The sequence below is a fragment of the Psychrobacter sp. D2 genome, assembly GCF_013608135.1.
GTDB classification, from domain to species: Bacteria; Pseudomonadota; Gammaproteobacteria; order Pseudomonadales; family Moraxellaceae; genus Psychrobacter; species Psychrobacter cryohalolentis.
Genome location: NZ_JACDXZ010000006.1, coordinates 59,242 through 76,982, shown reverse-complemented (window position 1 = coordinate 76,982; position 17,741 = coordinate 59,242). Strand labels below are relative to the sequence as shown.

At 42.8% G+C, this 17,741-nt stretch carries 13 protein-coding genes; 12 read left to right on the top strand and 1 reads right to left on the bottom strand.

The genetic code is table 11. The features are described 5' to 3' along the window. Positions 1-6 precede the first annotated feature (6 nt). The 10 genes from H0262_RS09035 to yfaE all read left to right on the top strand — a co-directional run bounded on the left by H0262_RS09035 (position 7) and on the right by yfaE (position 12,893). On the top strand, positions 7-1,086 hold the full coding sequence (locus H0262_RS09035) for an outer membrane protein assembly factor BamD (protein WP_181210531.1): 1,080 nt from the start codon (positions 7-9) through the stop codon (positions 1,084-1,086). 178 nt (positions 1,087-1,264) lie between these two features. Further along, the gene (locus H0262_RS09030; RefSeq protein WP_181210530.1) at positions 1,265-3,415 is read left to right on the top strand and encodes a DNA primase; all 2,151 of its coding nucleotides are present in this window, start codon (positions 1,265-1,267) and stop codon (positions 3,413-3,415) included. Positions 3,416-3,968: 553 nt separating this feature from the next. Then, positions 3,969-5,888, top strand: a complete 1,920-nt coding sequence (rpoD, locus tag H0262_RS09025; protein WP_041753074.1) for an RNA polymerase sigma factor RpoD — start codon at positions 3,969-3,971, stop codon at positions 5,886-5,888. 178 nt (positions 5,889-6,066) lie between these two features. Continuing rightward, positions 6,067-6,426: a YbeD family protein gene (locus tag H0262_RS09020; protein ID WP_259275440.1), complete on the top strand. Its 360-nt coding sequence runs from the start codon at positions 6,067-6,069 to the stop codon at positions 6,424-6,426. A gap of 562 nt (positions 6,427-6,988) precedes the next feature. Further along, positions 6,989-9,265, top strand: a complete 2,277-nt coding sequence (gene nrdA / locus H0262_RS09015) for a class 1a ribonucleoside-diphosphate reductase subunit alpha (RefSeq protein WP_181210529.1) — start codon at positions 6,989-6,991, stop codon at positions 9,263-9,265. Positions 9,266-10,216: 951 nt separating this feature from the next. Continuing rightward, positions 10,217-10,474: a type II toxin-antitoxin system Phd/YefM family antitoxin gene (locus H0262_RS09010; RefSeq protein ID WP_181210528.1), complete on the top strand. Its 258-nt coding sequence runs from the start codon at positions 10,217-10,219 to the stop codon at positions 10,472-10,474. Then, a complete protein-coding gene (locus H0262_RS09005; protein ID WP_181210527.1) occupies positions 10,458-10,745 on the top strand; it encodes a type II toxin-antitoxin system RelE/ParE family toxin in 288 nt (95 codons plus the stop codon). Before H0262_RS09010 ends, H0262_RS09005 begins: the two co-directional genes overlap by 17 nt. A 94-nt stretch (positions 10,746-10,839) precedes the next feature. After that, entirely contained in the window at positions 10,840-11,223 is a 384-nt protein-coding gene (locus H0262_RS09000; RefSeq protein ID WP_181210526.1) for a hypothetical protein, read from the top strand. 72 nt (positions 11,224-11,295) lie between these two features. Next, on the top strand, positions 11,296-12,429 hold the full coding sequence (gene nrdB / locus H0262_RS08995; RefSeq protein WP_020443319.1) for a class Ia ribonucleoside-diphosphate reductase subunit beta: 1,134 nt from the start codon (positions 11,296-11,298) through the stop codon (positions 12,427-12,429). Positions 12,430-12,626: 197 nt separating this feature from the next. Continuing rightward, positions 12,627-12,893 carry a class I ribonucleotide reductase maintenance protein YfaE gene (yfaE, locus tag H0262_RS08990; protein WP_011513453.1) on the top strand — a complete coding sequence of 89 codons (267 nt, stop codon included), beginning with the start codon at positions 12,627-12,629 and terminating at the stop codon, positions 12,891-12,893. 124 nt (positions 12,894-13,017) lie between these two features. On the opposite strand, the gene H0262_RS08985 is transcribed toward yfaE, so the two are convergent. Continuing rightward, positions 13,018-14,346 carry a S1C family serine protease gene (locus H0262_RS08985; protein WP_181210525.1) on the bottom strand — a complete coding sequence of 443 codons (1,329 nt, stop codon included), beginning with the start codon at positions 14,344-14,346 and terminating at the stop codon, positions 13,018-13,020. Positions 14,347-14,605: 259 nt separating this feature from the next. Here H0262_RS08985 and H0262_RS08980 point away from each other — a divergent pair, with 259 nt between their 5' ends. Next, positions 14,606-15,424 (top strand): Nif3-like dinuclear metal center hexameric protein, encoded by an 819-nt coding sequence (locus H0262_RS08980; RefSeq protein WP_181210524.1) that lies wholly within the window; start codon positions 14,606-14,608, stop codon positions 15,422-15,424. Positions 15,425-16,409: 985 nt separating this feature from the next. Next, the gene (locus tag H0262_RS08975) at positions 16,410-17,618 is read left to right on the top strand and encodes a transglycosylase SLT domain-containing protein (RefSeq protein ID WP_011513450.1); all 1,209 of its coding nucleotides are present in this window, start codon (positions 16,410-16,412) and stop codon (positions 17,616-17,618) included. Positions 17,619-17,741 lie beyond the last annotated feature (123 nt).

The following is a 17,741-nucleotide window of genomic DNA, read 5'->3' as shown; positions in this document are numbered from 1 at the left end:
AGAAGTATGCAAGCTGTTGGCAATACGTTTATCAAACTGTCCTCAATCACTTTACTTGCCCTAAGCGTCAACTTAGTGGGTTGTCAAACCTTTAAAAACCTCACCGGCGGTAAAGATGTGGATGCAGTGGTCACTGCTGAGAAGTCAGAGCAAGCGTACTATAATGACGCGATTGCTCAGATTGATAAAGGTCGCTATACCCAAGCGATCGAAGATTTAACCAACTTGCGTACTTTTTATCCGACTGGACAATATGCCGAGCAATCTTTGCTCGATATGATGTATGCACAATATGCCAGTGGTAAATATGAAACTGCAGCTGCCAGTGCTGAGCAGTTCATTCGTCTGTACCCGTCTAACCCGCAAGTGAGCTACGCTTACTATGTGCGCGGCGTTGCCAACATGCAAGGCTCGTCTGAAGGTTTGAAACTGTTTAAGCTCAATCAAGCAGAGCGCGATACTGCTTACTATCGTATTGCTTTCGCCAATTTCCAAGAGCTGTTGAACAAATACCCAAACAGTCCTTACGCACCTGATGCCGCTCAGCGCATGACGTTTATTTATAATCAGTTTGCTGAAAGTGAGATGAGCGCTGCTAATTGGTATATTGAGCGTGAAGCTTATGTAGCTGCTGTCAATCGTGCCAAATGGGTCTTTCAATATTATCCACTCAGCGAATCTGTGCCAGATGCGATTGCCGTCCTTGCTTATAGCCATGAAAAATTAGGTCTAACTGATTTAGCAAAGGAGTATAAAACTTTATTGCAAATTAACTATCCAAACATGCTAAGTGCTGATGGACGTGTCAAGCTCAATACCAAACGTGAGCGTTCTCTAGTGAACAAGTTAACTTTTGGACAGCTGAGTCGTTTTGATAAAGACACCACAGTTTCGACTGGCAATTATAGCGGTGCGACCAAAACTCAAGTCATTCGCAATGCCACTCAACTGAGATTGCCAAGCGACAATGCGGCAAATACAGCAGCCCCAAGCAGCACTTCTCCGCTGCGTCTGACTGATGACAATCGTCGTGTACGCTTAGGGGCGGTTGAAAATGACAGCATCGATATGACCGATAGCAATTAATCGTATTTTGGTACAATTGATTAACAGCGTTTATGCGCTTTAATCAATAACGCTGTCATGGCGTCAGACGTCAACTAAAAATAAGGTCAACGATACGGTTGGCCTTATTTTTTCTGTTTTATTTTTTGCATTATTTTGAGCATCAACAATATTGCACCTATGGTAAACTGTTTTTCGCATGAGTATCCCAAATCACATTCTTGAACAATTAAATAGCCAAGCTGATTTAGTCAGTATCATTGGGCGTCATACTACGCTTAAACGTGCTGGTAGTGAGTTTAAAGGCTGCTGCCCTTTTCATGGTGAAAAGTCGCCGTCTTTTTATGTCAATCCACAAAAAAACATCTACCACTGCTTTGGCTGCAGTGTCGGTGGTAACGCCATCAGTTTTTTACGTGATTATGAAAACCTCACCTTTATCGAAGCGGTCAATGAGCTGTCCAAGCAGACGGGCATTGAAGTGCCAAAAGAAGAACAGCAAAACGTCAGCTATCAGCGTGCCCCTATTAAATCAAAAGTTAAACCAAAATCTGCTATTAAGCCAGCAACATCGGCAACGCATCTGCGAAAAAATGATAGTCAGCCAGTAACCAATAATCAGTCAGCCATAATCATGCCAGCTGATGATACGCAGCCGCCAATTTATGATGACCACCATAGTTATGACAATTACCCACCGTTAGATGCTCACGATGCCGTTCCTTATGTAATGGATGGCTATGATGCTCATTATCAAGATGACAATGGCTATCCGCCTGCATGGTTAACCGGTGATGATAATACTGCTCTCTACAATGATAATAGTATCTCTGATAAAGATGGCAACTTATATGAGCTGCTAGAGCAGATACAGCAGTTTTATCAACATAATCTCAGTATTCACCCTCATGCTAAGCATTACTTCTTATCGCGCGGTATTAGCGATGAAATCTTCGAAACTTTTGGCTTGGGCTACGCGCCTTTTGGTTGGCAACATCTTGAGCATCAATTTCCACAAGATATCGAAGGTCTCAAAGCGCTTGGCTTAGTGCGGCGCTCAGAATCTGGACGCGATTATGACCTACTTCGTGATCGGGTTATTTTCCCTATTCGAGACAATCAAGGGCGTACCATTGGTTTTGGTGGTCGTGCGCTTGATGATGAGGTAAAGCCCAAATATATCAACTCCTCTGACTCGCCCGTATTTCATAAGCAGCATGTACTATATGGCTATTATGAGTCACGCCAAAAACGTGCAAATGACTGGCTAGTAGTCGAAGGCTATATGGATGTGATTGCATTATATCAAGTCGGTATTTATGGTGCCATTGCGTCGATGGGCACGGCAATTAATGAGAGTCAAATCTCACGTCTATTAACGCTAAATCCAACATTAACCTTAAGTTTTGATGGTGATAGCGCCGGACAAAAAGCCGCTTGGCGTACGCTTGAAGTGGCGCTACCGGTACTCAGTGATGAAAAAGAGCTGCGTTTTTTAACGCTGCCCAACAATCATGACCCTGATACCTTTATAAAAAGTCAGGGCGCGGATGCCATGCGTGAGCAGATCACCAATGCCATGCCGTTATCACAGTATATCTTTGCTTATTTAAGTGAGCGTCATGATTTGACCTTGGTGGAAGGCAAAGCCAAGCTCATGTCACAAGTACGCGCCTTGACTACTGCCTTACCAAAAGGCAGTAGCTTCCGCTACCTGCTCAATAATGATATTTATCAAAAGCTTGGCGGCAAACGTAGCCAAAACATCGAAGCCAAAGATGCCCTGCTAGATTTTGATGGTGAGATGACCATCAGTCAGCAGCTTCAACTGTGCTTTGTATTCCAGCCGCGTGCCTTGATTGATGATCCTATCGAAGCCATTTGGCAACAAGCCGGTATTAATGACTTACACTTGCCCGCTCATCTTAAGCAAAAAGCCTCGGCTGATGTTTTACGCCCGCTGGCTTGGGAAGATATGCAGGACACGGCATTACTTGATGTCGTCAGCACTATTAAGCGCTGCCTGAAATATTTGCCAAAAGATGCCAATGCGGCGGCGCACTTTATTCTCTCTAACGTCAAACCCTTGACGCAAGAGACGCTTAGTCGTGATTGGAGCAGCTTCTATAAAGCCCTGACCAGTCGTAATATCTTGAGCCTCGATGGTTTGGTCGAAGAGTTGGTCAGCCAACTGATTGAACGCCATATGAAGAAGAAAACACAAGATTTAATTAAGAATCCTGACAATATAAAACTGGCGATTGTCCGCAAACAATCCCAGTTATTAAATGACTGGTTACGTGTACAGCAAGCAGAGCAATCAGCACAAATGGCGACGGTTAAATCTTAATATGATTATTAGATTTTATTTATAAAACAGCTGCCCTTTAAAAGGGTCGACATTGTCCCCACTATTAATGATTATGCACTGTTGTCTTAGCTTATTAAAACAGCCTGTTATTAAAACTATGTTTAACATGGAATAGCTGGTAAATAATCAGTAAAAAACAGTCGGTAGATATCACTACCTCGTGCTTGATTACACTGGTCTGTGTTAAACTATGTCGCTAACTATTTATAGCATGGCTTAATGAATAACGACAAAATGATGATACGCCCGTATGATTGAGCACAGTTTTAGGTATAAATTTTTAAATGTTATCGTTAAAGCGCATTTTAAAATATTTATTTCTAGGTATTAGCCTTTTGAAAATTTTTGAGCGTTAGCGGTTTTATAACATTGTAATTGTAGTATTTTGAGCCTTTATTCATATCCACTCATTTTTGATATTATTGACTACCTTTACGCCATATTTTGATCAATCGATTGATAAGATCAACGCACCCAGCGAGCGATAGCCAGTCACAATATAAAAATGTCCGATGCAAGTAAGCGAGTATTTATGAACGATAAGTCAGTTTCTAAGTCCACATCTCAACTGGCCACCTTAATCCAAATGGGTAAAGAGCAAGGGTATTTAACCTATGCTGAGGTGAATGACCAACTGCCCGACTCTATTACCGAAAGCGATCAGATCGAAGATATTGTACAAATGCTAACCGACGTTGGCATCAAAATCTTTGAATCTGCGCCTGATGCCGATGACATCTTGATGAACGACGATTCAAGTGATGATGACATGGCAGCGGATGAGGCAGCAGCGGTACTAGCTTCTGTTGAAACCGAACCTGGTCGCACCACTGACCCTGTGCGTATGTATATGCGTGAGATGGGTACGGTTGATCTATTAACGCGCGAAGGCGAGATTGCCATTGCCAAGCGTATCGAAGAAGGTATTCGTGACGTACAGCATGCCATGTCTTATTGGCCGGGCACGGTACAGTTCGTCCTTGACGAGTACCAAAAAGTCCAAGATGGCGAGAAAAAGCTTTCTGACGTTATCACTGGTTTCTTAGACCCTGAAACCGAAGAAGACAAAATCGCTGCTCAAGAAGCCAAAGAAGCAGCGAAGGAAGAGCGCGAGCGCATCAAAGAAGAAAAAGAAAATCCGCCGATCATCAAAGAAAAAGCCAAAGTAAAATCTGGGCTTGATGATGACGAGGAGGACGACGAGGAAGTGGAAGAGGACGCTGAAGAAGAAACCAGCGGTATCGATCCAGAAGAAGTGCGCCTGCGTCTAGAAGAGATCGAGCATCTATTTATTAAAGCCAAGCAAGCATTGCTTGATTATGGTCGTGGTAGCGCCCAAGCTAATGAAGCTTACGAGCAACTGGCTAGCCGCTTTATGATGCTAAAGCTGAATAACCGTCTATCTGATCAAGTCATGGCCATCATGCATGACGTCTATGACGACGTGCGTAAGCATGAGCGTCAAATCATGCGCTTGGTGATTCGCCGTGGTCGTATGCCGCGCGAAGAGTTCCGTAAGACTTTTCCAAGTAATGAAACCAACGTTGATTGGTTGATTGAGCGTATTAAAGGTAAGCCTGCTTTTGCTGCCACGTTAGAGAAAGTCGCCGACGATGTTATCTTGTTACAACGTGCTATCCGTGATTACGAGCATAAGCTCGAGATGGAAATCCACGATATGAAAGATGTGGCGCGCCGTATGGCTATTGGTGAAGCCAAAGCCCGCCGTGCCAAAAAAGAGATGGTCGAGGCTAACTTACGTCTCGTTATCTCAATTGCCAAAAAATATACCAACCGTGGTCTACAGTTCTTGGATTTGATTCAAGAAGGTAATATCGGTCTGATGAAAGCGGTCGATAAATTTGAATATCGCCGTGGTTATAAGTTCTCGACCTATGCGACTTGGTGGATTCGTCAGGCAATCACCCGCTCTATCGCTGACCAAGCACGTACCATCCGTATCCCTGTGCATATGATTGAGACGATTAATAAGATCAATCGTGTCTCTCGTCAATTGCTACAAGAAATGGGACGCGAGCCAACGCCTGAGGAATTAGGCGAACGCTTAGAGATGGACGAAGCCAAAGTCCGTAAAGTACTAAAAATCGCCAAAGAGCCTATCTCAATGGAAACCCCTATCGGTGATGATGAAGACTCACACCTAGGTGATTTTATCGAAGATGGTACGATCTCAAGCCCTGTTGACGATGCGACGGCTGCTGGTCTACGTGAAGCGACGCGTGATGTATTGGGCAACTTGACTGAGCGTGAAGCACGCGTGCTCAAAATGCGTTTTGGTATCGATATGCCGACCGACCATACTTTGGAAGAAGTTGGTAAGCAGTTTGATGTGACGCGTGAGCGTATTCGTCAGATTGAAGCAAAAGCCTTGCGTAAATTGCGTCATCCATCACGCTCTGAGCATCTGCGCTCTTTCCTTGAAAATGACTGATAAGCCCCCTATAAAGACAGTAGCTTTTTAGCATACTGTCTTTATATATCGCAGAGTATATGAGCCTAAAAGCTGAGCGCGTCTCAGCTTTTTTGTGGTTAATCGATAGTCGTTTGTTAAAATACCAGCCAATTTTAAGACTCAAGCCCCATTATAAAATAGTACTAAGGACTCACCCATGAGCGATAATCAACAAAATCCTAAAAAAGATGTCAACGTCTCTCAAATATCGTTGGGCAATGACAAAATTAAAGGCAAAAAAACCGACATTCAAAATCCTGAGCTATGGGATTTTCCAATGAATTACCCGATGAGCATTATCGGTAATGAAGGTGAGCATGAGACTTTGTTGAACGAAGTCAAACTCATTTTAGGCAGCCAGTTTCCGGATTTTGACTTAGCGTCTATGCAAGTCAAACCTTCAAAAACAGGACGCTTTCATTCTATACGGGTGAACTTATACTTAACGACTGCTGAGCAAGTCAATACCCTATATGCGGCTCTTGATGCGGCTAAGACCGTACGCATTGTGATGTAACATATGATAGGGTTGACAGTCTCTTACTGCCCTCTATCAAATCCTACTATCATGGGCGTAAATTCACTGAAGATAATGACAATCGTCACTCATTTGGGTGGCGATTTTTTGTGGTTTGATGTACAATCTGCGCCCGCATTATTATTACCGTGACTGCTTTTATTAGTCAACAATTTACGAGAAAATAAAAAGCAGAGAGTGATTAGATTTTTACAAAAAATTTATTATTAAGCTCATTTGCGTCTAACCCTTATGCCATCGTCCTTTGCCCAAATTCGGGCAACGTATAAGCCCTCAGCAACATAGTTTGCCGCTAAAATCAATATAGCATTTTCAAAATTTTCCCGCTATATTGTGTCCACCTATTAACAAACACGCTATATGTAGTGCTCAGTGATTTTAACCATCACCATGAGCCGTGGCTAGCTTTTGCCTCAAAAAAACACTCTATCATGAGCACATATATCGCGTTATAAAGCATGCTTGGCGTCCTTACACCGCGCGGCATCACTAATAAGTCATTCAGTAAATAACTATTAAGCAATCAACTTACGAGGTCAGCATGACACATATCGATAAAATCCAAGTAACCAAACGTGATGGACGTTTAGAGCCTATCGAGTTAGATAAAATTCACAAGGTTATCGAGTGGGCAGCTCACGGTTTAGATAATGTGTCGGTGTCACAAGTGGAGCTAAAATCGCACATTCAGTTTTATGAAGGCATCAAAACTCGTGATATTCACGAGACCATCATCAAGTCAGCAGCAGATCTTATCTCTGAAGATACGCCTGACTATCAGTATTTAGCGGCGCGCTTGGCCATCTTCCATTTACGTAAAATTGCTTATAATAAATTCACCCCACCGCACCTTTATGATCATGTCAAAAAGCTTACTGATGCCGGTAAATATGATCAGCACATCCTAGCCGATTATAGCCGTGCGGAATTTGATGAATTAGAAGAGTATCTAGATCACTGGCGCGATATGAATCTGGCTTATGCAGCTGTTGAGCAAATGGCAGGTAAATACCTCGTCCAAGATCGTGTTAGCAAAACCGTGTATGAAAGCCCGCAATTTTTGTACATGCTGGTCGGTATGTGCTTATTTAGCCGTTACGAAAAGTCAGAGCGTATGAACTATGTGAAGCGTTTCTATGATGCGACTTCAGAATTCAAAATCTCACTACCGACGCCTATCATGTCTGGTGTACGTACCCCATCGCGCCAGTTTAGCTCATGTGTATTGATCGAGTGTGGTGATAGCCTAGACTCTATCAACGCGACCACTAGCGCCATCGTACGCTATGTGTCACAGCGTGCTGGTATCGGCATCAACGCAGGTCGTATACGTGCCCTTGGTAGCCCTATTCGTGGCGGCGAAGCACAGCATACGGGTTGTATCCCATTCTACAAACTGTTCCAAACGGCGGTTAAGTGCTGTTCACAAGGCGGCGTCCGTGGCGGTGCAGCGACGTTATTTTACCCATTGTGGCATTTAGAAGTTGAGTCTTTATTGGTACTCAAAAACAACCGCGGCGTCGAAGACAACCGTGTCCGTCATATGGATTACGGCGTACAGTTAAACAAAACGATGTATACACGCCTTATCAAAGGTCAAGATATCTCGCTATTCTCACCAGGCGATACTCCTGGCTTGTATGATGCGTTCTTTGAAGATCAAGACAAGTTCGAAGAGCTATATACCAAATACGAAAACGATCCTGCTATTCGTAGCCGTCAAATCCCAGCAGCAGACTTGTTCAGCCTAATGATGCAAGAGCGCGCCAGTACGGGTCGTATCTATATCCAAAACGTCGATCATTGCAATACCCATAGCCCATTTGACGCGACGGTTGCGCCGATTCGCCAGTCAAACCTATGTATGGAAATCGCGCTACCGACTAAGCCACTTGATAACATCAATGACGAAGAAGGCGAAATCGCCCTTTGTACGCTATCAGCGGTCAACTTAGGTAAAGTTGAAAACGTCAGCGATATCGAAGAGCCCGCCGAGCTAATCGTCCGTGCACTTGATGCCCTGCTCGACTATCAAGACTATCCAGTAAAAGCCGCTCAAAACGGCAGCATGCGTCGCCGTACGCTCGGTGTTGGCGTGATTAACTATGCTTATTACCTTGCCAAGAATGGCGTACGCTATTCAGATGACAGCGCGCTTGGTCTGACCCATCAAACGTTTGAAGCATTGCAATTCTATCTCTTGAAAGCGTCAAACAAATTGGCAAAAGAGCAAGGCGCGTGCCCTGCGTTCAATGAGACCACGTACTCACAAGGTATCTTGCCGATTGATACGTACAAAGCCGACTTGGACAAAATCTGCCAAGAGCCGCTACATCTAGACTGGGAAACGCTACGTGGCGAGATCACTGAGCACGGTCTACGCAACTCTACCCTAACCGCCTTGATGCCGTCTGAGACCTCTAGTCAGATCGCCAACGCGACCAATGGTATCGAGCCACCACGCGGTCTGGTCTCTATCAAAGCGTCAAAAGATGGCATCTTGAAGCAAGTCGTGCCTGAGATTAATAAGCTAAAAAATCAGTATGAGCTACTATGGCAAATGCCAAACAATGACGGTTACCTAAAGCTGGTCGCTGTCATGCAGAAGTTCGTCGATCAAAGTATCTCTGCCAATACTAACTACGATCCCGTTCGTTATGAAGGTGGTCGTGTACCAATGAAGATATTGCTAAAAGACTTGCTAAACGCGTATAAGCTTGGCGTGAAAACTTTGTACTACCATAACACTCGTGATGGTGCGAACGATGCCCAAGCGGATATGGAAGATGATTGTGCTGGCGGTGCGTGTAAGATTTAGGTTTGAAAAAGAAGCTCTCTGAAGAGAGTCTCTGATGGATGGCGGGTTTGGCTAATATGTTAGACCTGTCGCCTATAAATAAATGTCCGAAACAGTAGATAGAGTTCAATTTAGACGAAGTAAAAGGGAGGTGTAATATGTTAAAGGATTAAAAAAGCCCAGCAAAGCTTTTTGAGCTCAAACTGGGCTTAGAAAACTAATTCAATAAGTGACTGTTCAATATGTGATTTGAGTAGTTACTGATGGTTAGTTCTCTTGTCTTGCCGGACTTGGTGATATTAACATCATTGATTATTGAATGTCACGCCTGAACGTTCACTAAAGTTAATTTAATTTAGTTATCATTTAGGAGTACAACATGCAGTGTAGTTACCCAAAAGCCGTAAGCGTATGTTCTTATTTACGTTTCAGATTTGGACGTTGGGAAAAAGTACGGACACATTGTCGTAGCTATCCCAATTAACTAACAATTATAATTTAAGTTCTAAAATGGTAATGGCTTTCGAGCTGTTATCATCCCAAAATTTAATTTTTAAATACGATTAAATTAGTCTTATTTGAAAATTAAATCTCATAGTTAGTGATTGTAACCGAAGCATATTTCTAGATGGGATAAAAATGCAGATACTTATTTTTTTCCTTATTCAAGAGATGTTAAAACCTATCTCGGACAATGAACCAGTAGATGCTAACGAGCACGTAGGTTGGGTTGACGAAGGAAACCCAACAAAGATTCTGTTGGGTCTCGCACCTTGACACCAACCTACTCAAAAGCATATAAAGCGGATGTTTTGTAGAGCACACCCGGGGCACCGATAATATAGAAACTGTGTTTAAAGGTGCGCAAGGCACACCCTACAACTTAAGCGTAACTAGATTAACAAATAAGACCTAATTTCTGTGCTAAAATTAGCCCTATATTTAGAGCGCAATATTAGCGGAGAATGAGTCATGCAACCAATATTTGCCACACAGACAGCCAGTATCTCGGAACTAAAAGCCAACCCATCAGCACTGATTAAACAGTCAGATGGTGAGTCCATTGCTATTTTAAACCACAACAAACCCGTGGCTTACCTAGTTTCAACAGACGTCTTTGAGCGCATGATGGAAGCGATGGACGACATGGCATTAAGCCAAACCGTTAGCGCACGGTTAAATGATGGGCAGATACCGATAAAGGTAACGTTGGATGACTTATTATCTTGAGTTTCACCCTTTGGCATTAAAAGAGTGGAAAAAGATAGCGCCCAGTATTCAGCAGCAGTTTAAGAAAAAATTACAGCAGCGATTGTCAAACCCTCATGTGCCTGCGTCAAAACTATCGGGACATACGGATGCCTATAAAATTAAGCTACGCACCGTAGACTATCGTCTGGTATATACCGTAAAAGATGATGTGGTGGTGGTTTATGTATTGGCAGTTGGCAAAAGAGAAAACAACAAAGTATATGACAATCTTGCGACACGCCAGCCATGATGAAGCTAAGACATTGACACATTTATCATAAAAGGCGTCCAGCGCTATCATAAAAATATAGAAACACACAAACAATAAAAACGACGGAGGTCATGTGCAATATACCGCAATCATCAAAGACGGTGGTTTGTTTATCCCAAACGTATTTTCAGACCTAAACGATGGTGGCTCGCATATCGTACAAGTAGAAGTCGACATGGCAGACGTCCGTGAGCAATTAGGCGAAGGCACAGCAGCAAAACCAGAAGCATTAAAGAAAGTCGCCACAAAAGTATTGAAAAAACCAATAAAGAGAGCGACTAAAAAAGACGTACAGAAAGAAATGCAGCAACTATCAGATGATGATGGTTTGAGTGCGCTGCGTAAGAGTGCGATCGATGAATTGGAAGGTTTGGACGATAGCGAGCTGAGTGAGATGTTTAAAGCATATATGAATGATGGACAGACGCCAGAACAGATATCTTTAGAGAACTTGTAATATAATCCAATCAAACCAAATCTAGTTAAAACCCTATAACTTAATAACCCTATCAATGATAAAGGCAGTCCCATGACATACTCGATTTTTTCCCAAACGCCAAACAATGCGCTAACAGAGCCGATGTTTTTTGGTAATCCGGTCAACGTGGCGCGTTACGACCAACAAAAGCACCCTATCTTTGAGCAGTTGATCGAAAAGCAGCTGTCGTTTTTTTGGCGTCCAGAAGAAGTTGATGTGTCACGTGATCGTATGGACTATGGCAATCTGTCCTCACACGAACAGCATATCTTTATCAGCAACCTAAAGTATCAGACGCTGCTCGACTCTATCCAAGGTCGTAGCCCAAACGTCGTGCTATTACCACTGGTATCAATTCCTGAGCTTGAGACATGGATTGAGACGTGGACGTTTTCTGAGACCATTCACTCACGCAGCTATACCCATATCATTCGTAATATTATCAATGACCCTGCTATCGTCTTTGATGACATCATGCAAAACGAGCACATCCTAGGGCGCGCGGCGGACATCGCTAAGTATTATGATGATTTGTATTACAGCTCATCGCTATATAACCTATATGGTGCAGGCACGCATACGATCAATGGTAAGCAAATTACCATCGATTTAAAATCACTGAAAAAGCAGCTTTATTTGTGCTTGATGGCAGTCAATGTCCTAGAAGCCATTCGCTTTTATGTGTCGTTTGCTTGCTCGTTTGCCTTTGCTGAGCGTAAGCTAATGGAAGGTAATGCCAAGATTATTAAATTGATTGCTCGTGATGAGGCGCTACATTTAACCGGTACGCAGCATATTCTTAACCTCATGCGCATCGGTCGTGATGATCCTGAGATGGTCGATATTGCCAAAGAGTGCTATGAAGAAAGCATCGAGATATTCCGTAAAGCGGCTGAGCAAGAAAAAGAATGGGCAGGCTATCTGTTCAAAGACGGCTCAATGATTGGGCTGAATAAAGACATCCTTTGCCAATACATCGAATACATCACCAATTTACGTATGGAAGCGGTTGGCTTACCAGTCGCATTCCCGAATTCTAAATCAAATCCGATTCCGTGGATTAACACGTGGTTGTCATCTGACAACGTGCAAGTTGCCCCGCAAGAGACTGAAATCAGCTCGTACTTGGTCGGTCAGATTGATTCAGACTTATCAGACAGCGATTTTGATGATTTTGAGTTATAGAAGATAGTTTTTCAAGATTGAGCTTTTAATATAGTCGATTCATCATAGAATAAGTGTAGTGCTGCTGGGATAAGTTTTGCGCAGTCTCTGTCTGCGTAGGCACAGCAAGCAAGTAAAATTTATCCCAGTAGCACGTTATAATAATTGTACTTATTTTATTTAGGATTGACCATATTATAAAAAGATAGGATAAAACTATGACTTGGGTAATGACGAGTAAGAAGCAATTTTACTTGCATGATGACGAAAGCTTGCTTGATGGATTGCTACGCACCGGACATGATATCAATTATCAATGTAAGGAAGGCTATTGTGGCAGCTGCCGCATCAAGCGTATCGCCAGCTCACACGTTATTGATTATCCTTTTGAGCCGCTTGCTATGATTGAAAAAGATGAAATCCTACCCTGCTGCTGTAGAGTACAAGGCGTGATTTATGTCAATCATGAGCTGATAGAAAAGTAGCTGCTAAATCAATAAATTACTAACCATTCGATCAATCAAAACTTATTAAAAAAGCGCGCTATCTTATAGATAGCGCGCTTTTTGTTGTTACTCTTAGAGATCAGAGAATCGGTAAACACCCTCTTTACAAAGGTGCACCATCTCTTTCGAACAGCAATAAAAGCTCTTCACGCATACGGTCACGCTCGGCTTCTGACATCATTGGGATATCTTGTTCTGGAGCTTGTAAGCTTGGCGGCTGATTCCCCCCAAGCGTTTCATCTTGAATCACGACAGGAACGGTGACTGGCTCTTCAACTGGACGCTCCTCTAGCAATATCTTCACTTGCGCATTTTTACCTTGACGTAAGATTTGAGCATGCAGCGTGGTATTAGGTGCTTTACGAGCGACATACTGAATCAAGGTATTGGCATCAGTCATCTCAACCCCATCAATGGTCAAAACAATATCGCCAACTTTTAGACTGCTCTTAGCAGCTGGGCTCTTAGGAACCACGTTAAGTACCTCTACGCCTGTTGATGATTCGAGCTGTGTGGGGTCTCTCAGCTGTGACTGTATCTCAATACCCAGCCAACCACGACTGACCTTGCCATCTTTGATCAGAGCATTCATCACTTGCTCAACGATAGCGGTGGGAATAGCAAATCCAATACCCATAGAGCCACCAGAGCGTGAGTAGATGGCAGTATTGATACCAATCAGCTCACCACGTGCATCAACCAATGCGCCACCCGAGTTACCGGGATTGATAGCCGCATCAGTCTGAATAAAGTCTTCAAACTTATTGACGCCAAGCCCTGTACGTCCCGTCGCTGAAATAATACCTTGGGTAACGGTTTGACCGACACCAAAGGGATTACCAATCGCTAGTGCTACATCGCCTACCAGCGTCGGTTTTTCACGAAAGCCCAATGGTGTAAGCCCAGTCATATCGACTTTAATCACTGCCAAATCACTATCTGGGTCTGTGCCAATTAATTTTGCACGGCTTTTACGACCATCATTAAAAGCAACGGTGATTTCATCGGCTTTTTCGATCACATGGGCATTGGTGACGATATAACCATCATCCGACACGATAACGCCTGAACCTAGGTTGGTATTGCCTTGCTCTTCTGACGGTGCGCCATGATATTCAAAAAACCGGCGCAACACCGGATCGTTCATATAAGGATGTTCTGCCATCGTCTGCGTGGTATAGATATTGACCACAGACTGGGAGGCTCGAGCCACACCATTATGATAAGAGGCGATAGGCGTTGGTGAGTCCGATACCGGCTCGGAAGCTTGCTGCTCAGCAGGTGTGGTCTTTGGCGGCTCCCATTTTGCCTCCGATGCTGTCTTCATACTCGCAAATAACCAAATAAAGGCAGCTGTGACCAATAGCAGTAAAATCCAAGGTAACCACTTTAAGAGACCAGCCTTGTTCTCGGCATTCGGGGATGACGACATATAAAAACCTCTATAATTTCACATGGACAATCGGTATTAAGCCATATCAGGCGTACGCCTTGATATAAGGCACTTTCACATGTGTAAATTATAGCTGTCCTCATAATACAATGGTAGCGCATCGTGTACCGTTTCAGTTATTGGGCTTGTCTATTCTTTTGCCACATCATGTTAAAATGGTGATTACGAGAAATAATTCATTATTTATAAATACTTGAGCTACTGCAATTATTAATTGAAACATTGATAAGGGAATACTATGAGCACGCACGATGTCTTAATCACATCATCAAATACAATTATTACTGCACAATCCCTAACTGAATTTTGCGATGATTACTTATCAGCGAATGCCTTTAAAGATTATGCACCGAATGGGTTACAAGTAGATGGCGGGCGGCCTATTAAGCGTATTGTCACTGGTGTGACTGCCTGTGAAGCATTGATTGATGCCGCCATTGCAGATAATGCTGATGCAATCATGGTACATCATGGCTATTTTTGGAAAGGTGAACCTGCCCCATTGACTGGTATGAAAGGTAAGCGTATTCGCAAGCTTATGCAACATGGTATCTCCTTGATCGGCTATCACCTACCACTCGATGCCCACCCCATCATTGGTAACAATGCCACATTGGCGGCGGCGTTAGACATGACCATTATCGAGGCACTGTATCCTGCTGAGACACATCCGGTTGGTAATATTGCCATTTGTACCGCACAGAATGCTCAAAGCCTTATCACTCAAATTATTCAAGCATTGGGGCGCATGCCATTACATATTGCCGCTGAGTATAACGTCGATACTCATAACCGTAATAAGTTAATTGAGCGAGTGGGCATCTGCACGGGCGGCGCACAAGATATGATTGAGCAAGCAGCATTAATGGGCTGTGATGCCTTTATTTCTGGTGAAATATCAGAGCGTACCACTCATATCGCCCGTGAGCTTGGCATTGACTATTTTGCTTGCGGACATCATGCGACAGAACGCGGCGGCATTGAAGCATTAGGTAGGATTGTTGCTCAGCAGTTTGACTTATCAGTGACATTTATCGATATCGATAATCCTGCTTAAGCAGCAGAAACTTATTTTTCTCCTAAAAAAGGCAGGTAAGCAGATTTTTTCTTACCTGTCTTTTTTATTTTGGCCAGTAACAGAACAAACTTATATTCACTAAATCGAAATTATGCGACAGAAAACAGGCTAAATTATTACCGTCTATAGTGCTATTGTTAAGTTTTATCGCAATTTTCTTAACCACACTTGAATAATCAGATGAATATCTGCATATTACTATCTGTAGAAAGAATGTCTTGTCATGAGACTCCCCATTATTACAGCTTCCGGTTATGGCACTAAAATGATGATTGAGGTCTAAAATCCTATTATTTTTACTTTTTTAATAGGGATATAGACAGTAATCAATACAATCTCACCTCGGCTTATATATTCTTGAGTAAGGTGATATTTTCTATTTTAGTGTCGCAGTAGCAGTACAGCAAACTGCCAGATGGTTTTTTAACCATTGGCTTTTATTGATCAGTCTTATTTATCAGACAGATTAACTTGCTTGTCTTTATTGCTGGACAAACGGTATGAGTGACCATTTACTCTTAACATAGTCAGAGTATTTAATTATCCATACCAGCGTAACAACTCTGAGCATATCCTGCTCACGCCACGTTTTTCCAATAATTTATTCATGACCTTACCGATATTTTAAAGTGTCTTTTAAATAATGTCGTTTAAATAGTTCGAATCACAGCCAAGTCTATCATTGATGAAGGAATCATCTGATTTAGCGCCTTTGCGGTGTTTTGCGGCCTTTTTTTAGCAATCAAGTCCTAGAGTACTTTTTTATGCTCTTACACCTCTTGCTATAAGGTTGCCAGCTGAGACTGTACGGCTATATTTAAACGAGATGTTATGAGATTTATATGCTCAATAAGTATGTAAATTTTATAGTATTTAAAATGCACCTCTATTTATGCTGCTGATATTGGCGTAAATGAGCACGTATTTTTATGGTAAGTAGGATGGCTAAAATTAGGAGACATCCATGCAGCGAATTACTTATCGTGCGAAAGCATCTGCGCGAGGGGCTAAACGCCGTATCTCATATATATTGCGTCCATCTAAACGCTTGCTAAACACAGAAAGTAACATCGTTCCAGCTATTGCATCTATCAAAGTCACTCGTTTCGCCAAAACCAAGAAATTGGCGCAAATCTCAAGCATCGCCCTACTCTCACTCCCTGCTGAGAGTCTGACGACCATGAATAACCAAGTACCAGCTTATGACCATGTTATGCTGGAGAAGACCTTGACCATTGCTGCTGTCCCAGGCGATAGCACTTATTTTGCGACCGATGGCTTCCAACATGGATTTGGTTACGACTTAGTGCGTAACTATGCTGATGAGCTTGGGGTAAAAGTCACTCTCAAAGCTTATGCTGATGAGGAAGCTGCGCTAAGAGCGTTACAGTCAGGCGATGCGGATATGGCATTGACCACGGCCAGCACCCAATTAAAAAGCCAGCTGAACTTGTCTTCTATTAATGTCAGCTGTGGTTATGATGCCAGCTTGACCAAAAATGGCTTGCATCCTAAAGTAAGCTGGACGTTTAATTCTGCTAATGATCCATTGTCACAAAAAGCCAGCTATTTTTTATGTGATAGCATCAAGCTTGATAACACTCAAAAGCTAGCCGCCTTTTATAATCAAGACTTATTAAAAGATGCCTATAGTCAAGACCATTTCAAGACCACACTGACAGAAAAGCTGCCTGATTATCAGTCTTCGTTTGAAGAACAAGCACGAAACTACAATCATGATTGGGAGCTTTTGGTTGCCATGGGTTATCAAGAGTCGCACTTGGATGCCAATGCCGTCTCTCCGACCGGAGTACGCGGCATTATGATGCTAACCAATAATACCGCAAAGGCAATGGGCGTCTCAGACCGTGTTGACCCTTACCAAAGTATCGGCGGCGGTGCTCGTTACTTGGAGCAGATGAAAACTGATTTTGCCGATGTACCAAAAACGGATCGTATTTGGTTTGCGCTTGCGGCTTATAATATGGGACCAAATGCTGTTAAAGGTATTCAGCGTAAATTGAGTGCCAAAGGTATTGATGATAAAAGTTGGGCAAACATATATGCCTATCTGTCTGATAATAAAGCGTCAAATAGCCGCTATGGTCAAGCCATGCACTATGTGAGCAATATCAGAAGTTATCTTGAAACAATAAAAACAGCCACAGTTTAATCAACCCTCTACAGATAGCGATATCTATAGTCAGTGAAAAGTAACATCGACACATTATGTACTGCTGGTATCAATTTTTCTTGCTTGCTGTGCCCGTGCAGACAGAGGCTGCAAAAAATTTGT

Bases quoted from the DNA above. Each gene is read 5' to 3' on its own strand.
- H0262_RS09020 (WP_259275440.1), top strand. From the start codon at position 6,067: ATGAGCGATAATCAACAAAATCCTAAAAAAGATGTCAACGTCTCTCAA.
- H0262_RS09035 (WP_181210531.1), top strand. From the start codon at position 7: ATGCAAGCTGTTGGCAATACGTTTATCAAACTGTCCTCAATCACTTTA.
- yfaE (WP_011513453.1), top strand. From the start codon at position 12,627: ATGACTTGGGTAATGACGAGTAAGAAGCAATTTTACTTGCATGATGAC.
- nrdA (WP_181210529.1), top strand. From the start codon at position 6,989: ATGACACATATCGATAAAATCCAAGTAACCAAACGTGATGGACGTTTA.
- H0262_RS09005 (WP_181210527.1), top strand. From the start codon at position 10,458: ATGACTTATTATCTTGAGTTTCACCCTTTGGCATTAAAAGAGTGGAAA.
- H0262_RS08975 (WP_011513450.1), top strand. From the start codon at position 16,410: ATGCAGCGAATTACTTATCGTGCGAAAGCATCTGCGCGAGGGGCTAAA.
- H0262_RS09030 (WP_181210530.1), top strand. From the start codon at position 1,265: ATGAGTATCCCAAATCACATTCTTGAACAATTAAATAGCCAAGCTGAT.
- rpoD (WP_041753074.1), top strand. From the start codon at position 3,969: ATGAACGATAAGTCAGTTTCTAAGTCCACATCTCAACTGGCCACCTTA.
- nrdB (WP_020443319.1), top strand. From the start codon at position 11,296: ATGACATACTCGATTTTTTCCCAAACGCCAAACAATGCGCTAACAGAG.
- H0262_RS08980 (WP_181210524.1), top strand. From the start codon at position 14,606: ATGAGCACGCACGATGTCTTAATCACATCATCAAATACAATTATTACT.
- H0262_RS09010 (WP_181210528.1), top strand. From the start codon at position 10,217: ATGCAACCAATATTTGCCACACAGACAGCCAGTATCTCGGAACTAAAA.
- H0262_RS08985 (WP_181210525.1), bottom strand. From the start codon at position 14,346: ATGTCGTCATCCCCGAATGCCGAGAACAAGGCTGGTCTCTTAAAGTGG.